Origin of the sequence: Pelosinus baikalensis, from assembly GCF_020819555.1 — a bacterium.
GTDB classification, from domain to species: domain Bacteria; phylum Bacillota; class Negativicutes; order DSM-13327; family DSM-13327; genus Pelosinus; species Pelosinus baikalensis.
Window position 1 is genome coordinate 1 of the sequence record NZ_JAJHJB010000059.1, and the last position, 17161, is coordinate 17161.

12 protein-coding genes, 2 pseudogenes and 1 other annotated feature are annotated in these 17161 nt (G+C 41.7%); of the genes and pseudogenes, 1 reads left to right on the forward strand and 13 read right to left on the reverse strand.

The genetic code is table 11. The features are described 5' to 3' along the window. Positions 1 to 237: 237 nt before the first annotated feature. The 3 genes from LMF89_RS23300 to LMF89_RS23310 form a co-directional block, all read right to left on the reverse strand. Positions 238 to 792, reverse strand: coding sequence for a hypothetical protein (locus LMF89_RS23300; RefSeq protein ID WP_229537187.1), 555 nt, complete (start codon positions 790 to 792; stop codon positions 238 to 240). Positions 793 to 1136: 344 nt separating this feature from the next. Then, entirely contained in the window at positions 1137 to 3152 is a 2016-nt protein-coding gene (locus LMF89_RS23305) for a (Fe-S)-binding protein (protein ID WP_229537188.1), read from the reverse strand. A gap of 1616 nt (positions 3153 to 4768) precedes the next feature. After that, positions 4769 to 5017, reverse strand: a complete 249-nt coding sequence (locus LMF89_RS23310; RefSeq protein WP_229537189.1) for a hypothetical protein — start codon at positions 5015 to 5017, stop codon at positions 4769 to 4771. Between the two features lie 189 nt (positions 5018 to 5206). On the opposite strand from LMF89_RS23310, the gene LMF89_RS23315 reads away from it, so the two are divergent. Then, a complete protein-coding gene (locus LMF89_RS23315; RefSeq protein WP_229537190.1) occupies positions 5207 to 7384 on the forward strand; it encodes an SBBP repeat-containing protein in 2178 nt (725 codons plus the stop codon). A gap of 259 nt (positions 7385 to 7643) precedes the next feature. On the opposite strand, the pseudogene LMF89_RS23320 reads toward LMF89_RS23315, so the two are convergent. The 10 genes and pseudogenes from LMF89_RS23320 to LMF89_RS23365 all read right to left on the reverse strand — a co-directional run. Continuing rightward, a pseudogene (locus tag LMF89_RS23320) lies at positions 7644 to 8555 on the reverse strand (serine hydrolase domain-containing protein). Between the two features lie 44 nt (positions 8556 to 8599). Then, a complete protein-coding gene (locus tag LMF89_RS23325) occupies positions 8600 to 10174 on the reverse strand; it encodes a bifunctional metallophosphatase/5'-nucleotidase (RefSeq protein WP_229537191.1) in 1575 nt (524 codons plus the stop codon). Between the two features lie 292 nt (positions 10175 to 10466). Next, on the reverse strand, positions 10467 to 11648 hold the full coding sequence (locus tag LMF89_RS23330) for an MFS transporter (protein ID WP_229537193.1): 1182 nt from the start codon (positions 11646 to 11648) through the stop codon (positions 10467 to 10469). A gap of 74 nt (positions 11649 to 11722) precedes the next feature. After that, positions 11723 to 11939: a binding site (T-box leader), on the reverse strand. A gap of 210 nt (positions 11940 to 12149) precedes the next feature. After that, positions 12150 to 12476 carry a hypothetical protein gene (locus tag LMF89_RS23335; RefSeq protein ID WP_229537194.1) on the reverse strand — a complete coding sequence of 109 codons (327 nt, stop codon included), beginning with the start codon at positions 12474 to 12476 and terminating at the stop codon, positions 12150 to 12152. Between the two features lie 241 nt (positions 12477 to 12717). Then, a complete protein-coding gene (locus tag LMF89_RS23340; protein WP_229537195.1) occupies positions 12718 to 13014 on the reverse strand; it encodes a class I SAM-dependent methyltransferase in 297 nt (98 codons plus the stop codon). A gap of 354 nt (positions 13015 to 13368) precedes the next feature. Then, positions 13369 to 14189: pseudogene (folP, locus tag LMF89_RS23345) on the reverse strand (dihydropteroate synthase). Positions 14190 to 14240: 51 nt separating this feature from the next. Next, on the reverse strand, positions 14241 to 15116 hold the full coding sequence (locus LMF89_RS23350) for a bifunctional 5,10-methylenetetrahydrofolate dehydrogenase/5,10-methenyltetrahydrofolate cyclohydrolase (RefSeq protein WP_229537196.1): 876 nt from the start codon (positions 15114 to 15116) through the stop codon (positions 14241 to 14243). 75 nt (positions 15117 to 15191) lie between these two features. Continuing rightward, entirely contained in the window at positions 15192 to 15953 is a 762-nt protein-coding gene (locus LMF89_RS23355) for a class I SAM-dependent DNA methyltransferase (RefSeq protein ID WP_229537197.1), read from the reverse strand. Between the two features lie 41 nt (positions 15954 to 15994). Continuing rightward, positions 15995 to 16441, reverse strand: a complete 447-nt coding sequence (locus LMF89_RS23360; protein WP_229537198.1) for a hypothetical protein — start codon at positions 16439 to 16441, stop codon at positions 15995 to 15997. A gap of 295 nt (positions 16442 to 16736) precedes the next feature. Continuing rightward, the coding region (locus LMF89_RS23365; RefSeq protein WP_229537200.1) for a dihydropteroate synthase at positions 16737 to 17161 on the reverse strand (425 nt) is incomplete at its 5' end.

The following is a 17161-nucleotide window of genomic DNA, read 5'->3' on the forward strand; positions in this document are numbered from 1 at the left end:
ATTTGCTCTTTTTATACCAATTGGAGTTTACACAAAATCAGGGATACACCCTTTAAATTGTCTTTATTTCACGTTTATATCACATCAAAAGAAAAGATACCCATAAATCTACTAACATGGTAGATTATGGGTATCTTCTCTTTAATAAATACTAAATCTTGTAACTTTCCCTCGCTTCTTTTTTTATATACAGAAGTAACGCTTTGTCTTCTTTGTGATTGATTGATTGATTTATCATCATGCTAATATATTCAAAGATAGTTTCTTCTCGCGTTTTTTTACAGCACTTACTACTTTCATTGTATTACTTTTGCCGCTATCGGTTGTCGTATCTGCATCCATTTCATCTTTCTTTCTTTTTCGTTCCACTTCAGCAGCTTCAATTCCCAGTTCTTTTGCCTCTTTAACATTTTCATCTACCGATATGCCTGCCTTGGCTAAAAACAATTTTCCCATGCTGGCGTTAAAAAGATATGATTCATGTTCTCTTCTAATTTTTGCGCGTTTACTAGGACTTTTAGCTGGAGATGATTCGTTTTTATACCACTCGTCTTTTAGTTTTCGTGCCGTCTTCTCATATTGAATTTGCTGTATTTGTTTCGTAACTCCTTGTAAGGCTACAAACGTTTCTTTTCTATCTATATGAAGATTATTAGCATCGCCGTTTCCATTGTTACCAGTTTTAGATTGTAACTTCTTTATTATGTCATCTCTGCATTTTTCTAATGAATTTAACGCACTATTAGAATTGATATTTAATAAAGTACTAATTAGGCTTCCATTAATAGACATTATAAATTCCCTCCCTATATATTGGGAAATATACCCATCACTTTACATATCGAAGAAATTATCTATAATGTTAAGTAGAAAAGAAGAAACGGAAAAACATCGTCTTACGATTTCTAGTGATGTTCTATACTATCAATGTAAGTGTGACTTATTCCGCACAATTTAGCAAAATCACGAAGTGACATAGGGACGGGGACACAATCTTTCCCCAATTAAAACTTTTTGTTTTTAAAAAGATCATCCTATTCTCATTTTATTTACTATTAAAATATAAACTCGTGCAAGGACTGATTACTTGCACGAGTTTTTTCACTAGGTATTTATTGATTAACGCTCTTTGGTTTTTACTTTTTTAAACTCCCTTCGAGAGAATGGGCGAGAATTTCTGCAATATCCAGTGTACGGCTCTGCTCTTTGGCGTTATCAGCCTTAGTGCCATCCATAATCATCGTCAGGCAATACGGACAGGCCGTAGCAATTACCTCAGCCCCTGTCTCCAAAGCTTCTTTCGCTCGAACTTCATTAATACGCTGCCGCCCATGGCCAGTTTCTTCTTCCATCCAGTTGCGACCACCACCGGCGCCGCAACAGAAGGCATTCTTTCTGTTCCGTCCCATCTCGGTCAGACTTATCCCAGGCACTGCCTGGAGGACAGTACGGGGCGCATCAAACACATCGTTGTAACGTCCAAGATAGCAGGCATCATGATAGACGACCTTAGCGCTAAATGAACCGTTAGCCTTAATTTTTCCGGACCTGATAAGTTCTGCGAGCAACTCGGAGTGATGGATAACTTCAAATTCACCACCAAAATCAGGATAATCGTTTCTGAGCGAGTTAAAACAGTGAGGGCAGAGAGTAATGATTTTCTTAACGGTCAGAGTTTTGAACAATTCCACATTCCCTTCGGCCAATGACTGAAACTCATACTCATTTCCCATCCGGCGAATCGTCTCGCCACAGCACGGTTCATCGCTACCAAGGACGCCGAAGTTTACCCCCGCTGCTTGCAGCACCTTTACTAATGCAGTGCTGACCTGCTTAGCTCGTTCGTCATAAGCACCGGCGCACCCTACATATAGTAGATATTCGGTCCCTTTTGACCAGGCGGGAACATCCAGATCTTTCATCCAGTCGCCACGGCTGCCACGAGGAAGCTTCCACGGATTGCCGCTCTTATAGCAGTTTAAGACATTCTGCACATCTTTCGGCATTTTAGCTTCGGTCATCACCATGTAGCGGCGCAAATCTATAATTTTCTGCATATGTTCATTGGAAACAGGGCAAGCCTGTTCACAAGCGCGGCAGGTCGTACAGGACCAAATAAATTCTTCGGAAAACACACCATCAATAATCATCTTGTCAAGAATTGCCTGCTGGACTTCAGTAAATTCAGGTTTCTGGTCACCGGAAGCTTTCAATTTTTCCAGCAGTGGTATTTTCTCTTCCATATGGGCCCGCAGTACAACATGCAGCGCACGGGGATCCAGGGGCTTGCCTGTCTGGAAGGCCGGGCATTGTTCCGTACACCTGCCACAGCGTACACAGGTGTAGGTATCGAAAAGTTGTTTCCATGTAAATTCTTCCAATTTGTTCACACCAAAGGATTCCACTGTCTCGTCCTCGAAATCAACTGTTGTCAAGGAGCCTGAGGGGCGTAAAGTATGCCAGATCGCATTGGCCGGTGCAAACGCCAAGTGCAGATGCTTGGAGCCGGGAATCAGTACGCCCATCAAGCCCATCGCAAGAAAATGTATCCACCAAGCCACGGTTGCCAATCGGTGGAGGGATTCAGGCGAATTTCCGACCAGCAGTCCTGATACGAAATTGGCAAAAAAGGCGGCATCACGGATACCAGTATTCTCTCCAAGGGCAAAATTGGCGCCGTTATACAAAAGATCTCCGGTGACAATAAGACTGATCAAGCCAAGAATGATAAATGCTTCGGCAGAATTCTCTATGCGATCCGGCTTCAGTACCGTTCGCCGCAGCACCGCCACGATAACACCGATATAAACCAACAGCAGAAACAGTTCCTTCAACCCGATAAAAATCGGATTATCGCCAATGAACGGCACCGGGATGCCGAACAACCCTTCGACCGCCAAGTTGAGCGCACCAAAACCGAGCACTATAAACCCCCACATGATCATAACGTGGGACAAACCAGAAATCGGATCCTGCATCACCTTGTCCTGACCGACGACATTTGTCAGGAAATATTTTAGGCGATCACCTATCCGGTCGTACCTGTTATCCGGTTTCCCATGCAACGTATTCTTATACCTACGAAAGATCATGTACGTCATGAAACCAAAGGTACTACACATCCAGGCTAAAAAGATTAATATTTTTACCATAATAAGCCGCCTCCCTTTTCCTTTTTCTTGTATGCACAATATCGATATCTTTTATATTTATTCCTAGTAAAGAAAGTAAATTACTTCCAATAATATTAAAATATAGATTTTATGTTTTTTTATAGAATTAAAGATAGCCTACCGTTCATCATAATAGTAAACTGTATTAAACTGAGATACCCATGATGTTGACAGTGGGGGCCCCCTGTGGATATCCCCGTTGCTCGTTCTATTTGAACATTGATATTCCTTCTCTCTTAGGATTATATTCAAGAGAGAGGTATGGAGACAGGTTACGTGTCCCTACTAAACTTTAAATTCTCTACATACACCACGCTATACCAAATCTAAAGAGAAGATACCCATAAATCTACTAACAAGGTAGATTGTGGGTATCTTCTCTTTAATAAATACTAAGTCCTTCTAAAAATTTACATTATCAAACATTATTTTACCAAAACAAGGTTCTCTTCAATTTTCAGGAGTAATTCACGGTATTCCTTGTCTAAATGATCTATGGACATACGTACAGAAAAAAGAGCATTAAAATACCAAACTCCAGCAAGGCTAGGATACAGGTTGAAAGGTGCCATTTTACTAGTTTTACGTCATAAAAAAAACTATTGTTACTAAATTAGTCTACTAGAAAGACAGTTGGAGGGAACTTAGAGGTCTACCATGGTAGACCCCTAAGTATCTCTGTTTGCTTATCCCCCTGAGTGCAAAAAAGAGTTATATTATTGGCACTACTATCGTACAATACATTATGCGAACAGAACCATATTAAAAGACGATAATGGAATGACTTGATTTTTTTTTATTATCAAAATCCGCTATTGAAAAGGAGGACTCTAAATGCTAAGCGCTGTCTGTGGTTACTTTAGTCGATTCAAAAGTTCTGTAAAAAAAAGAAAATCAGAGGGGAACTTAGGGGTCAGGTTTGACTTGTTAAAATAATTGGCTTATTACTATTACAAAATTAAGTCAATTTCACAACAAGTCAAGCCTGACCGCCAAATTTCCCGACATTCGTCAGGTAAATATTTCAGGCGATCGCCTATCCGGTCGTACCTGTTATCCGGTTTCCCATGCAGCGTATTTTTATACCTACAAAAGATCATGTACGTCATGAAACCAAAGGTACTACACATCCAGGCTAAAAAATCGTTCTATTTGAATATCGATAGTCTTCTCTTTTAGGGAGAAATCGTCTCTTCCGCAATTTTAGCCCTAATCACAAATATCTTTTTCCTTTTTTAGTTTAAAAATTTCTTTAACTGCTTTTCTATAGAATCGTCAATATAAACGCCTGCCAAATTCAGCTGAATTTGGCAGGCGCTTATTTATTTTTATCATTCTTTTTAACCATATCAATCCTCAAATCATTTGGATCAGCATATTAAATGAATTTTTTATAAATGTCACTGGGAGGACTGATTCCTTGGATTTCCCCACCACCCCAGGTGCGCTTCAGCCCTCCCTCAAAGGCGTAGGGGATGCTTTTGTAACAAAACTACAAACAAGTCCAAACGATACCATGCGTTTTCTAGGACTAAGAGCAGACCAGCTGTAGTTCAAAAAACGATTGATAAGAAATGCAAGTGCTTACAGTTTTTTCACCTATAACGTAGGAACGTCCGGTAAAATGCCATTATATCAACAAATAAAGCCAGCATCCATAAGGGATAGCTGGCTTTTGACTTTGACCATGATGCTACTTCATATGGTTCTCTTTCACCACGATAGGCTTTTATTCTCTTTAGTTGATTATGTAGCGTCCAGCGGCAGTCTGTCCCGCATAAATTCACCCTGCATTTTTCCGGCGTCATAATTTGGCACGCCGATAAAAGTAAAATCAACTGCATTTATCTGGTTTCCCAGAGCGATTAACGGAGTGCCGGCGTTTTTATTTCGGCCCTCGATGTAACATTTTCCATACTCAGTAAATATGATATTGTGATATATGTTCTGTAAACAAGAAATTGGTTGCATAGAAGGTGTAGTTTCTGAACCTTCGGAGGACGCCCCTTCTATGACTACAAGGAGGTTTTAAAATGTCCCCAATAGTAACGAAATATCCCCAATCAGGTCTCTCCACAGAACAAGAAAGGCATATTCTTGACTCCCTGGCGAACCAATCACAAACTTTCATTCCTAACGTTGGCCAGGTGGCCACGCCTGCAAATTTTTACACCCGCGGCGCAGGCTATGGCTTTTACTTTACCCCAGAGACAGTAAATATGGCATTTATTGAACGCCCGGCAAAGCAAGCCAAATTAGACCGCCATCACCGGCGTTTTCGTGCGGATGATGCTCAACCAGAAACGGAACAAGCCAGGCAAGGCATGGCTCTTTCTCTCCGATTCATCGGGTCCAATCCGTCTGCCAACATCACAGCACGCAAGGAAGAACCGGGCACCATTAACTTCTTTATCGGCAACGACCCTGCCAAATGGCGGACTAATCTGCATTCCTATGCCGAGATTGTCTACCCTGAGCTGTGGCCAAACATCGACATGGTATTTCGCAACACCGGCGGTGTACTGAAATATGAGTTCATCATCCAACCCGGCGCAAACCTGAACAATATCCGTCTGACCTACGACGGAGCGGACAACCTATCGCCTGATGCTGATGGCAACCTCCTCATCCATACTCCAATGGGCATACTGACCGAGCAGTGTCCGGTGAGCTACCAACCAGACGGTGAACAGCAGCTGCCCGTCGCAACGGAATTTACCCTCGAATGTCAGCCGAACGGCTCATTGGCATTTGGCTTCACCGTCGGTGCTGGCTATGACCCCCGTTACCCGCTGGTAATCGACCCCGGCTTGGTCTACTCCACCTACCTCGGCGGCGACAACAATTATGATGAAGGTTTTGGCATCGTGATTGACACATCCGGTAACGCCTATGTCACCGGATTGACTGAATCTACGGATTTCCCTACCACTCCTGGCGCGTTTCAGACCTCTCTCAAAGGATTTGCGGATGCTTTTGTCACCAAATTAAACCCCGCCGGCTCAGCCCTCGTCTACTCCACCTACCTCGGCGGCGACAACAACTTTGATGAAGGCTTAGGCATCGCAGTCGACACATCCGGCAACGCCTATGTCACCGGATTGACTGAATCCACCGATTTTCCCACTACTCCAGGCGCGTTTCAGACCTCTCTCAAAGGATTTGAGGATGGTTTTATCACCAAATTAAACCCGACCGGCTCAGCCCTCGTCTACTCCACCTACCTTGGCGGCAGCAGCTTTGACCGAAGCCTTGGCATCGCGGTCGACACATCCGGCAGCGCCTATGTCACCGGATTTGCTCAATCCACCGATTTCCCCACCACCCCAGGCGCGTTTCAGATCTCTTTCAAAGGCGTTTTGGATATTTTCATCACCAAGTTAAACCCCACTGGCTCAGCTCTCGTCTACTCCACTTACCTCGGCGGCAGCAACTTTGATGAAGGCTTTGGCATCGCGATTGACACATCCGGCAACGCCTATGTCACTGGGTTTACTCAATCCACCGATTTCCCCACTACCCTAGGCGCGTTTCAGACTTCTCTCAAAGGATTTGAGGATGGTTTTGTCACCAAATTGAACTCCACCGGCTCAGCTCTCGTCTATTCTACCTACCTCGGCGGCAACAGCACTGATGAAGGCTTTGGCATCGCGGTCGACACATCTGAAAACGCCTATATCACCGGATTGACTCAATCCACAGATTTTCCCACCACCCCAGGCGCATTTCAAACCTCTCTCAAAGGTATTTCGGATGTTTTCGTCACCAAATTAGACCCTGCCGGCGCAACCCCTGTCTACTCCACCTACCTCGGCGGCAGCAGCAATGATGAGGGCAATGGTATCGCGGTCGACACGTCTGGCAACGCCTATATCACCGGGTTTACTTCTTCCACCGATTTCCCCACCACCCCTGACGCGTTTCAGACTTCTCTCAAGGGCGCTATCGATACTTTTGTCTCCAAATTGAACCCCGCCGGCAGTGCCCTCCTCTACTCCACCTACCTCGGCGGCAGTAACTCCGATGCAAGCTCAGGTATTGCGGCTGACACATCCGGCAACGCCTATGTCACCGGATTGACTCAATCCACCGATTTTCCCACTACTCCAGGCGCGTTTCAGACCTCTCTCCAAGCTGGGCATAACGCTTTTGTAGCAAAAGTACAAACAAGTCCAAACGATGCCATGCGTTTTCTAGGATTCAAGGTATAAGAGCAGACCCGCTGCAGTTCAAAACACAATTGATAAGAAGTAATGCAAGTGCTTACAGCATTTCACTTATGATGTAGGAATGCCAGGTAAAATGCCATTATATCAACAAGAAAAGCCAGCATCCATAAGGGATAGCTGGCTTTTGACTTTTATCGTGACACTTAAAAGAGTATAAGAAAGACCGTTCTCTAATAAAAAGCAGTCTGCCTTATGTCCACTCCTGGTAGGTTTTACTTGACCACCTACAATAGTTGATAAACTATAGTTTATCAACTATTGTATTCCATGTTAATTCTAAAACCCCTGTCATATTGGATGGTTCATTCGAAATGTATGTAACGACTGCATTCTTATCTGGCAATATTACTGCATATTGCCCAAACAATCCATCCATTCGATAGGAATTAGGATATGAATTCATCCATAGTTGGTAACCGTATCCTTGTTTATGATCGGCAGTTGCAAAATATTCATTGAATTTCGATGTATCAATTTGAGATTTCGTAGCCCGTGCAATATAATCTTCCGGTATAAGCTGTTTCTTGTTCCATATACCATGGTCAAGCAGCAGTTCACCAAATTTGGATAATTCTCGTGCCGTTAAATATAAACCTGTACATCCAAATGATATACCATTTACATCATAATCCCATTGTGGATCAGATATGCCCAACGGTTGAAAAATGCGAGGCATTAAATATTCTTTCAGACTATATCCAGTTGTAATACTAATAAGCTTTGAAAGCATATAAGATGCAGCGTTATTATATAAAAAATGTGTCCCTGGTTCAAAAACAACTGGCTCCTCAAAGAAAAGCTTACTAATATCATCAAGCAGCTTATTTTCCGCCATTGCTTTTGTCACAGGGCATCTTGCATGTCCTGTGCCCATACAAAGCAAATCATGAATGGTCATTTATTTCAAATTATCATTTACCTGTATAATATCATCTGCAAAATAATCTGCAATTTTGTCATTCAGCCTAAAATATCCCTCGTTTTCTGCAATACCGATTCCCATAGATGTAAATGTCTTGCTTACAGACCATAGAAGGGTTGGTTTTTGTTCTTCAAAATCATGTTCAGCAATTATATCTCCACCTCTTCTTACGACCACATTAAGGACGTGAAGATTTTGCTTTTTAACTGATTCAATTAAATCATCCAACATACAATTTTACATTTTCTATTCTCCTCGAAATATAGGACATGGGTTCAGGCAGCATCGTGAAGCTCACCGGCAGGCACAGCCTGCCATCGGTCATCTGGCGTAAAGTCAATGATCTGCTGCTTGCGTAGAGCCTCAGCAATAATATCCCTGACAGGAATGCCCGTATCATAAAAATTTGCCCCTTCCCGGAACATGGTAAATCCGTCACCGCCTGCAGCCATGAAATCATTGATGACAACTTTGTATTTTTTCTCGGATTGCAGCAAAGTACCGTCTGCTGTTGAAATAGCGGCAATGCGTATCCCTGCCGGAGAAAGAGCTTCATAGGCTACTTTTATACCCGAATACTGCAACATACCTATTTTTTTATTTCCTATCCCGTATTCCAGGACTTGCATAATCTGTGTACCGGTCATTTCTACCGTGAACAATGTATTGTCAAAGGGCATAACCTCATAAAGATTACCCATGGTAATGTCTCCGGGCGCAATCCCGGTACGCAGTCCTCCGGTATTCTGAAAAGCAATATCCGCGCCTGCCGCCTGTCTTAACGTATCTGTTACCCACTGCCCCAGAGGCGTTTGTGCCATTTCATTGCGGTCATGGGACAACGCATGCAGAGTATGACCTACCACAATATTTTTAACCGGTGCTATCTCCTTTTGCGCTTCATCAATCATTGTTTTGACGTGTGGATTGGACAGCTGATCTACATCAGAAAGTGACGTAACACTGGAAACAGCAGTTTCAACTTTTTTAGTTCTCATATTATAGGTAATATCAATCTTCCCTGCTGCCCGGCCATTATAATACGCTTGCACCACCGGCACACCACGCACTTGACCAAATACCTCCTGATGGGAATGCCCTGAGATAACGGCATCCAACCCATCCACCTCCTGCGCCAGCTGAGCGGCGTCTCCATGAATGTTTCCCTGACTATCCATTTCACTGCCAAGATGAGTCAAAGCTATGATGATTTGTACACCTTGCTTTTTTAATATAGGAACCAACTTTTTGACTGTTGCGACAGGATCTGCAAAAATGTAATTTTCGATCATTTTCGGATTGGTTTTATAAGCAGTCTCCGGCGTAGCAATGCCGATTATACCGATTTTTACACCTTTGCGTTCTATCACGCTGTACGGTTTTACAAAATCGGCCGGTTTTCCTGTCCGCTTGTCAATTACATTGGCGCAAATATACGGAAAAGCAGATTGCTGAATACGCTGTTTTAACACATCAATTCCCCAGTCAAATTCATGATTGCCAAGAGTCATAGCATCAAATTCTGCATAGTTCATTACATCAACCACCGTTTTTCCATATAGAAGATTGGAATCCGGGCTGCCTTGAAACATATCTCCGGCACTTAATAAAATGCTTCCCTCCGGATTCAGTTTCCTCACTTTCTCAATATAGGCTACCAGTTTGGCAGCTCCCGGATTCTTGCCGCTTTCAGTTAATGCACCATGAAAATCATTGATACTTACTATTTGTAATTGAACAACATCCTGATTCCCGCTCACTTCCCCGGCCATCGCCTGCCCTGAAATTAACAATATAATGAGCAAAACAGCCGGCATCATCCATTTCCTGCAAAAAGATACACTATTCATTCTAACCCTCCCCATCCATATTGAGCTGACTCAAAAGTGCTATGTAAATATTTTTCTTCCTGTTCCATCCCGTTTCCTGCCAACCATTGTACCAATAAAAGTAAATTAAAAAGAAGTGAAAGAGTTTGTTGTACGGTTGTTGAGAACTGTGCGAACGATGAGAATAATGGGCCATCCGGTCCAAATTGTCATTGCCGCTAGCCAGAAGACCGACAGCAGCACACTGTGATCGGCGGCCGCGTCCCCCCAATTTGTTCGGCCGCTCACTGCCTTATGGAATTCCCACTTCACTTCATTCAATTAGATGCTTTTCCTCAATGCGGGTAAAAGCAGCCGATATTAATAATAATGCACCAAGAATCAACATCGTGTACTGTACTGACCAATCGGCAAGAAAACCTATAATTGGATTGACCACTACAATTGAGATCGTACGGCACATGGACGTTAGTGATAGAATTGTCGCCCTTTTTTCAGAAGGAATGTATTTATTCATATATGAACTAAATATAGGTATGCGCACGCAGAAAGTAAATCCCAGTATAATGCCTGTAATAACAAGCGGCAGATAATTTGTAAAAGCTAATAACATAAAGGAGCATCCTGTAATAATTGTAGCATATAACAGCAGGAGACGTTTGGGCCCGATAAAACTTTCTATTTTATCTACATTGGATAGCAAGACGATTGGTCCAAGGCATGCTCCGGCATGGATAAAGCCGTAGTAAGTAACAGCTAATCCTGCATTTGCAAGCAATGGCTGAAAAAGCCATATGATGCCCCAGGCTAAGGCGTTTGTTAGTGTTAGTTCGGCAGTAAGCAGTAAAAGAACTTTATTCTTAAGGAAATAACTCCCGCCTTCTTTCAAGATGGTAAAATAAGAGATCCGCCCCATACTATTTTCCTTGAAAGGCGGTTCCTTTAGCGACAGAGCGATTAAAAAAGAAATAAATGCAGGAATCATGTAATAGCGCATCGGTGCATCATAGCCAAATTTGGCGATGAAACCACCGATAATTGTTCCGATAATGATTCCTGTCAACTTGCAAGATTCCATGCTGGATAGTATCCGTTTGGACTGTTCTTCCTGATTACAGGCTTTCAGGCTGTCATAGGCCAGCGCTTCATCAGCGCCTGACTGCAAGGTGTATGCGATAGCAAAAATGAATTCAGCAGCCAGAAAGGTATAAAAATCAGGTTTGCCGATATATACTGCTGCCGCAATCACTGCAGCAATACCTCCCATTGCCAGCGAGACCTTCCGCCCTAAAAAATCAGCAACAGTACCGGTAGGTACTTCGAGTACGAAATTCCAAAACATAAACCAGGAATTTATGAACAATACTTGTGAAAGTTTTAAGTTGGCCCACTCCGTGTAAAAAGGAACAAGAACTGCGGCAAAAAAGTGCATCCATGAGAACATACGGATTGCTTTGATTTTCCATATGTTTGATAAATAATTAGGTGCTTTCATTTCACCCTCTCTCCTTTCTTAGTTCGCTAGCATATACTTTTATTTCTAAACCAAAATAAAAAATCCCGTCCTAAAGCAAGGACGAGATTTAACCCGCGGTACCACCTAAATTAGCCTCTTAATGGCTCACTTTTTCCTGTTAACGCCAGGATACGGTTTAGCTTACGAGAATAATCTTTTTCAGCCAACAGCTCAAGGGTGGCATTTTGCACTTTACTCCCGCCGGGTTTCAGCAATTCCGGCTCTCTGTGGGGGAAATCAGTAGCGCATTATCCCTTTCATAGCAATTGTATAAATTCAATTTTGATAAATATACCACAATTGAATACCCTGTTGCAAGCAGCTTTTATAACATGTCAGACTCTTTTAACCGAACCTTGCATCAGGCTGAAAAATAAAAACTTTCAGCAATCCCCGATATGATATAGGAACAGCCATTAAATATAAGTACTCCCATATAACCCAGCATAGCTACGCTGGAAGCTCCTAATAACGGACCAATTATGCCACCGCCCCTGCTACCATTTGACTCAACGCATTGGCCCGTTGAAGACCGCTTTTTCCAACGACAATCGGTATTACCGACATAGTAGTTGGGTTAAACAACGCCGAACACAGCGATATAAATTGATTAGAAACTGAATCAAATCCTGTTGAAACTATGTGTGCAATGTTTATCAGCAGGAACATAACTACTGGAAATATGGTTAGCAGGATAACGCCTCTCCTCTCAAGTGGTTTCCGGTCTGCCCCATTCCTGCACGCGCATCCAGAATGGCTCCCAACCAATAAAACGATCGAATCCATAGAATATTCCTTTTCATACATTCCACTCCCCTGTGGGCCTTGTTTAAACTCGCTATAATAGAAAGTTTTTAATGGAGAGTTTAAGGTATGAAGTAATAGACAGGTCAATACCTCAGACGGCTGCAGCGTCACCCGCAGGGATGCGGAGCGGTTGATGGTCCAAAACCTATTGACATTTATATGATTGTTTTCGTTTGTATAATATAAAGAAAACGAATTAGCTCAATCTCCCATTATAATTAAAATGTAAAGATATTGTCTCTCAGCCACTGTCTATAATAGTGCAGTTGTTTGTCAGTATGACGGCCTTTTTTAATTGATCGTTGGCCTTTTGAACCATTCCAGAACTTATATCGATTCCTATACCCCTTTTGATCATCCCTGCTAATTCGATTAACTGGGTCCCGGTTCCACAACCGATGTCCAGTATGACATCGGTTGAAGCAGGCGCCGCCAATTGTGAGACACTATCGGCGGAAAGTTTTCTGTATTTAATGGAATCGGTTTGATAATGTTCGCTTCCCTTATTGAATCTTGAGATTGTTGCATCGTTTGTCATGGCATCTCCTCCATTCATTTAGATTTGTCTATTCACAACCATCCATACCTTTTAATTTACCAGATCTTTTTTACCTTCCAATCTTTGTTGTTTATCCATAACCTCATCCTTAATTCGAAAATAATAAATACACAGTGTTCCAATCTAGGAGAAAAAAGCAAATGCAAAGACTCTTTACCAAGCCTTTACTTATTTTCCATTTCGTTTCCCGATACAAAAGGAAGTTTTCGGAAAGCTCCCTTGCCGAATTTGAACATTTGAAACGTTTTTTTCTATCGTGTGTTGTTCTTCTGTTCTCTTCCTGTGTAAATCTATCGTAACATTCACGCGATTACTCCTTTTCATGTATTCACATTAGATTAACGTGTTAATCACTTTTAGCGCATCGTTCAAAGCACGTACATCATGCGTACGGATATAGTCTACGCCCATATAACTTAAATAAATTTCTGCTCCTAAAGTAGCTGGCCCTCTCTCATTCACTTTGCGATTGGTGATGTTACCTAAAAATGATTTTCGAGAAACTCCAACAAGAATTGGTAAATTAAAACATTCCTTCAATTGTTTTATATTTTTTAAAACATAAATTGAAGATTCCGGATTAGATCCTAAGAAAAATCCCATTCCCGGATCCAAAATCATTCGTTCCAATGGAATACCTGAATTTTGAAGTGCTTTAATACGTTCGATAAAAAAAGCGACCATTCCCTTAAATACTTTTTCAGGTTCAGTCTCCATAACTGTAGCCGGACCAAAACGCTGGACGGAATGCATTATAATAAGTTTACAATTAGATTCTGCCAAATCAGAATAAATTTCAGCATGAGGAAACCCTTGGATATCATTTATATAATGAACATTATTCTTTAAAGCATATTTTTGAACTTCAGGATTAAAAGTGTCTACCGAAATCGGAATATCTTGCGATAGCAAAGAATTGATGACCGGTTTTAGACGATTAATCTCTTCTTGCGGCTTCACTTCTTTTGTTTCAGCATTACTGGAAGCGGCCCCTAGATCAATGATATCAGCGCATCTTCCACAAGCTGAAGAGATTTTTCTAAAGCCTTGTTTGTATCAAGATAAAGACCGCCATCCGAGAAACTGTCCTCAGTAATATTTACAACTCCTAATATTTTGGGGGTAGATATTTTCACAAAAAACTCTCCTCTCATATAGGTGAAATTGGAACCTCTTGTATAAATTTATCATAACGTATTTTTTTATCAATTTAAGTTGCATTTTGGTAAACATTGTTTTTTTGCGAGATTAAGCGTATTGCGGAATAACATTGCTACAGTTGTAGGACCAACACCACCAATTCTTGGTGTAATCCAACCTGCCACCTCGGCGACACTTTCATCGACATCTGGCAGTAATTTCTTACCATCCCACGAAATGCCACCACTTAATACAATCGCTCCCGATTTCACCATTTCCGGTTTCACAAAACTTGGCACCCCTATGGCGCTAATGATTACATCCGCTCTCAAAGTAAACTTAGCAACATCACTTACACCGCTGTGCAGAACTGTAACAACGGCATTCGCATTCTTTCTTTTCATCGATAGCAACAAAGATAAAGGTCTACCCAATGTCGTTCCTCGTCCAATGATTACTACTTCTTTTCCTTGGATATCAAGATTATAATATTCCAAAATCTCTAATATTCCCGCAGGGGTACAAGGTATGGGCCCATCCTCTTGCAAAACCAATTTCCCCAGATTATATGGATGAAGCCCATCGGCATCTTTAGCCGGATCGATTAATTCAAGGGCTTTATTAAAGTCAAATCCTTTGGGCACCGGATTTTGGATTAGAAAACCGTGGACATTGGGATTTTGATTAAATTCGCTAACCGCATCAAGTAATTCTTGTTGGGTTCCATTATTGGGAATACCAATATGAAATGATTGTATCCCTAAAGATTTACAGGTTTCGTGTTTCTTTTTCACATAGCTCAAACTTGCTGAGTCATTTCCAACCAGAATTGTCCCAAGTCCGGAATTAATTCCGGATTGCTTTAATAACTCAACATCACGACGGACTTCTTCTAAAACATAGTCAGCAATTGGTTGTCCCGAAAGAAATTTAGCACTCATGTTTAACATAATCCTTTCATAGACTTTTAGCATTATGCAGATGCGTCCAGTGACTCCCAAGAACGTTCACGCACTTTACAGAAATTTTCGTGCAAGTACTATTGGCTGATAGTACTCACTCTGCTCTGGCATAAGCCACTTAACACCGGAAAACCCTGCTTTAGCTAATGATGTTGTCAGCTCATGGCGAAGAAGCGCCCGGTACTTTGTTTTAGCGCAGGTGGTAAGCCACTGCCCTTCAATACATTTCATAATAAATTGATTAACCTCATATACGTTTCCCGCTTTCTCCCATTCCCAGATTTGAAACGTGATTCTATTCCCGTCAAGAAACCGGGGTTCTGTAGCTTTGGGCCGATTCTTACGAATTTGGTCATAATCTCTTATCGACAATAAAAGTAGTCCCCCGGGATTTAATACTCTCCACATGTTTGCGAGCATCAAATGTAAATCATCATCATGTAAAAGATGCGGCACGGCATTATCACACGAAAGAGCTGCATCAAAACAGTCCTTCACATTTTCCATCTTGCAAAAATCATCAACCTTGAAATCTATCGAAACCCCAAGCATTTTTGCCTCTTTCTTCGCTCTCTCAATAGCAAGAGGACTTAAGTCAAACGCAGCCATAGTATGTCCGCAGTTAGCAAGGCCAATAGCTTGAGTGCCGATACCACAGGAACAATCCAGGATTGATACCGTTTTTTTACGTAGCTCTTGCGTAATTACTGTGTCTAATATTTTTCCTTGCGAAATGACACTTTCCCGCCAATTTATGAATAGCAGGTCATAATCTTCTGCCAAGGTATCGTAAAAGTTTAAAACAGAAGCATCCATAATTATCGCCCTCCAATTACATTATAAAACTGTTTCATAGATCATAGCGGTATGGTGCTATCAAGACTATCTGCACCGGCGGCAAAAGCTAGTTTGCTTTTACGTAAATTGCCAGTTCTAGCGTAATGAAGCTTTTTGCCGTGTTTATGTGCCAATTCAGACCATATAGGAGCTGTAAATTTAAACTCATTAGTACCGCCTAAGAATATTCCAGCAATTTTTTTTAAATGAGGCTCTACCATTTCTAGTGTCATCCCGTCTTGTACCGCTAGATACCAAGGCCAATCATGATTAAATACAAAACGCCAGTAACTTAACGGAAATGCTAGGCGATCTTCCCCTTGTGCTACCATATCCGGACATACCGCTATGTAAGGGACCCCCATCTTATATGCCTGCTTTAATCGCTGATAAAAAGCACCTCCGTCAAATTCACGATTGTTGATCCAATCGAAGTATGCTCCATTATCAAATCCCCACGTTTTCATAAAGGGTGAACGGTTTTTGTACGAACATGCGGCCCCATCCATATGTTTTTAAAAGCGAAAACATTCTTTTATCGCGCTAATGTGGCTCTAGAAACCGTCAGGAAGATCAGGCCTAGCCTTAGTGATACTGAGCGCAAAAGCCTTATGCGTAGCCGATTTCTGCTTTTAAAACGCTCTGAGAGGAGGAACGAAAAGATTTTAATGAAACGGTTAAATCTCTCCCGCTTCAATCAGTCTAATCAAAGTTGAAAACTTTACACCAACCAATATTTCTTGGGATTTATTTTAATTGAAATCAGATGAATGTGTTAATCACTTTTAGTGCATCGTTCAAAGCACGTACATCATGCGTGCGGATATAGTCTACACCCATATAACTTAAATAAATTTCTGCTCCTAAAGTAGCTGGTCCTCTCTCGTTTACTTTGCGATTGGTGATGTTACCTAAAAATGATTTTCGAGAAACTCCAACAAGAATTGGTAAATCAAAATACTCTTTCAATTGTTTTATATTTTTTAAAACGTAAATTGAAGATTCCGGATTAGATCCTAAGAAAAATCCCATTCCCGGATCCAAAATCATTCGTTCCAATGGAATACCTGAATTTTGAAGCGCTTTAATACGTTCGGAAAAAAAAGCGACCAGTCCCTTAAATACTTTTTCGGGTTCAGTCTCCATAACTGTAGCCGGACCAAAACGCTGGACGGAATGCATTATAA

Bases quoted from the DNA above. Each gene is read 5' to 3' on its own strand.
- LMF89_RS23300 (WP_229537187.1), bottom strand. From the start codon at position 792: ATGTCTATTAATGGAAGCCTAATTAGTACTTTATTAAATATCAATTCT.
- LMF89_RS23305 (WP_229537188.1), bottom strand. From the start codon at position 3,152: ATGGTAAAAATATTAATCTTTTTAGCCTGGATGTGTAGTACCTTTGGT.
- LMF89_RS23310 (WP_229537189.1), bottom strand. From the start codon at position 5,017: ATGCAGTTGATTTTACTTTTATCGGCGTGCCAAATTATGACGCCGGAA.
- LMF89_RS23315 (WP_229537190.1), top strand. From the start codon at position 5,207: ATGTCCCCAATAGTAACGAAATATCCCCAATCAGGTCTCTCCACAGAA.
- LMF89_RS23325 (WP_229537191.1), bottom strand. From the start codon at position 10,174: ATGAATAGTGTATCTTTTTGCAGGAAATGGATGATGCCGGCTGTTTTG.
- LMF89_RS23330 (WP_229537193.1), bottom strand. From the start codon at position 11,648: ATGAAAGCACCTAATTATTTATCAAACATATGGAAAATCAAAGCAATC.
- LMF89_RS23335 (WP_229537194.1), bottom strand. From the start codon at position 12,476: ATGTATGAAAAGGAATATTCTATGGATTCGATCGTTTTATTGGTTGGG.
- LMF89_RS23340 (WP_229537195.1), bottom strand. From the start codon at position 13,014: ATGACAAACGATGCAACAATCTCAAGATTCAATAAGGGAAGCGAACAT.
- LMF89_RS23350 (WP_229537196.1), bottom strand. From the start codon at position 15,116: ATGAGTGCTAAATTTCTTTCGGGACAACCAATTGCTGACTATGTTTTA.
- LMF89_RS23355 (WP_229537197.1), bottom strand. From the start codon at position 15,953: ATGGATGCTTCTGTTTTAAACTTTTACGATACCTTGGCAGAAGATTAT.
- LMF89_RS23360 (WP_229537198.1), bottom strand. From the start codon at position 16,441: ATGAAAACGTGGGGATTTGATAATGGAGCATACTTCGATTGGATCAAC.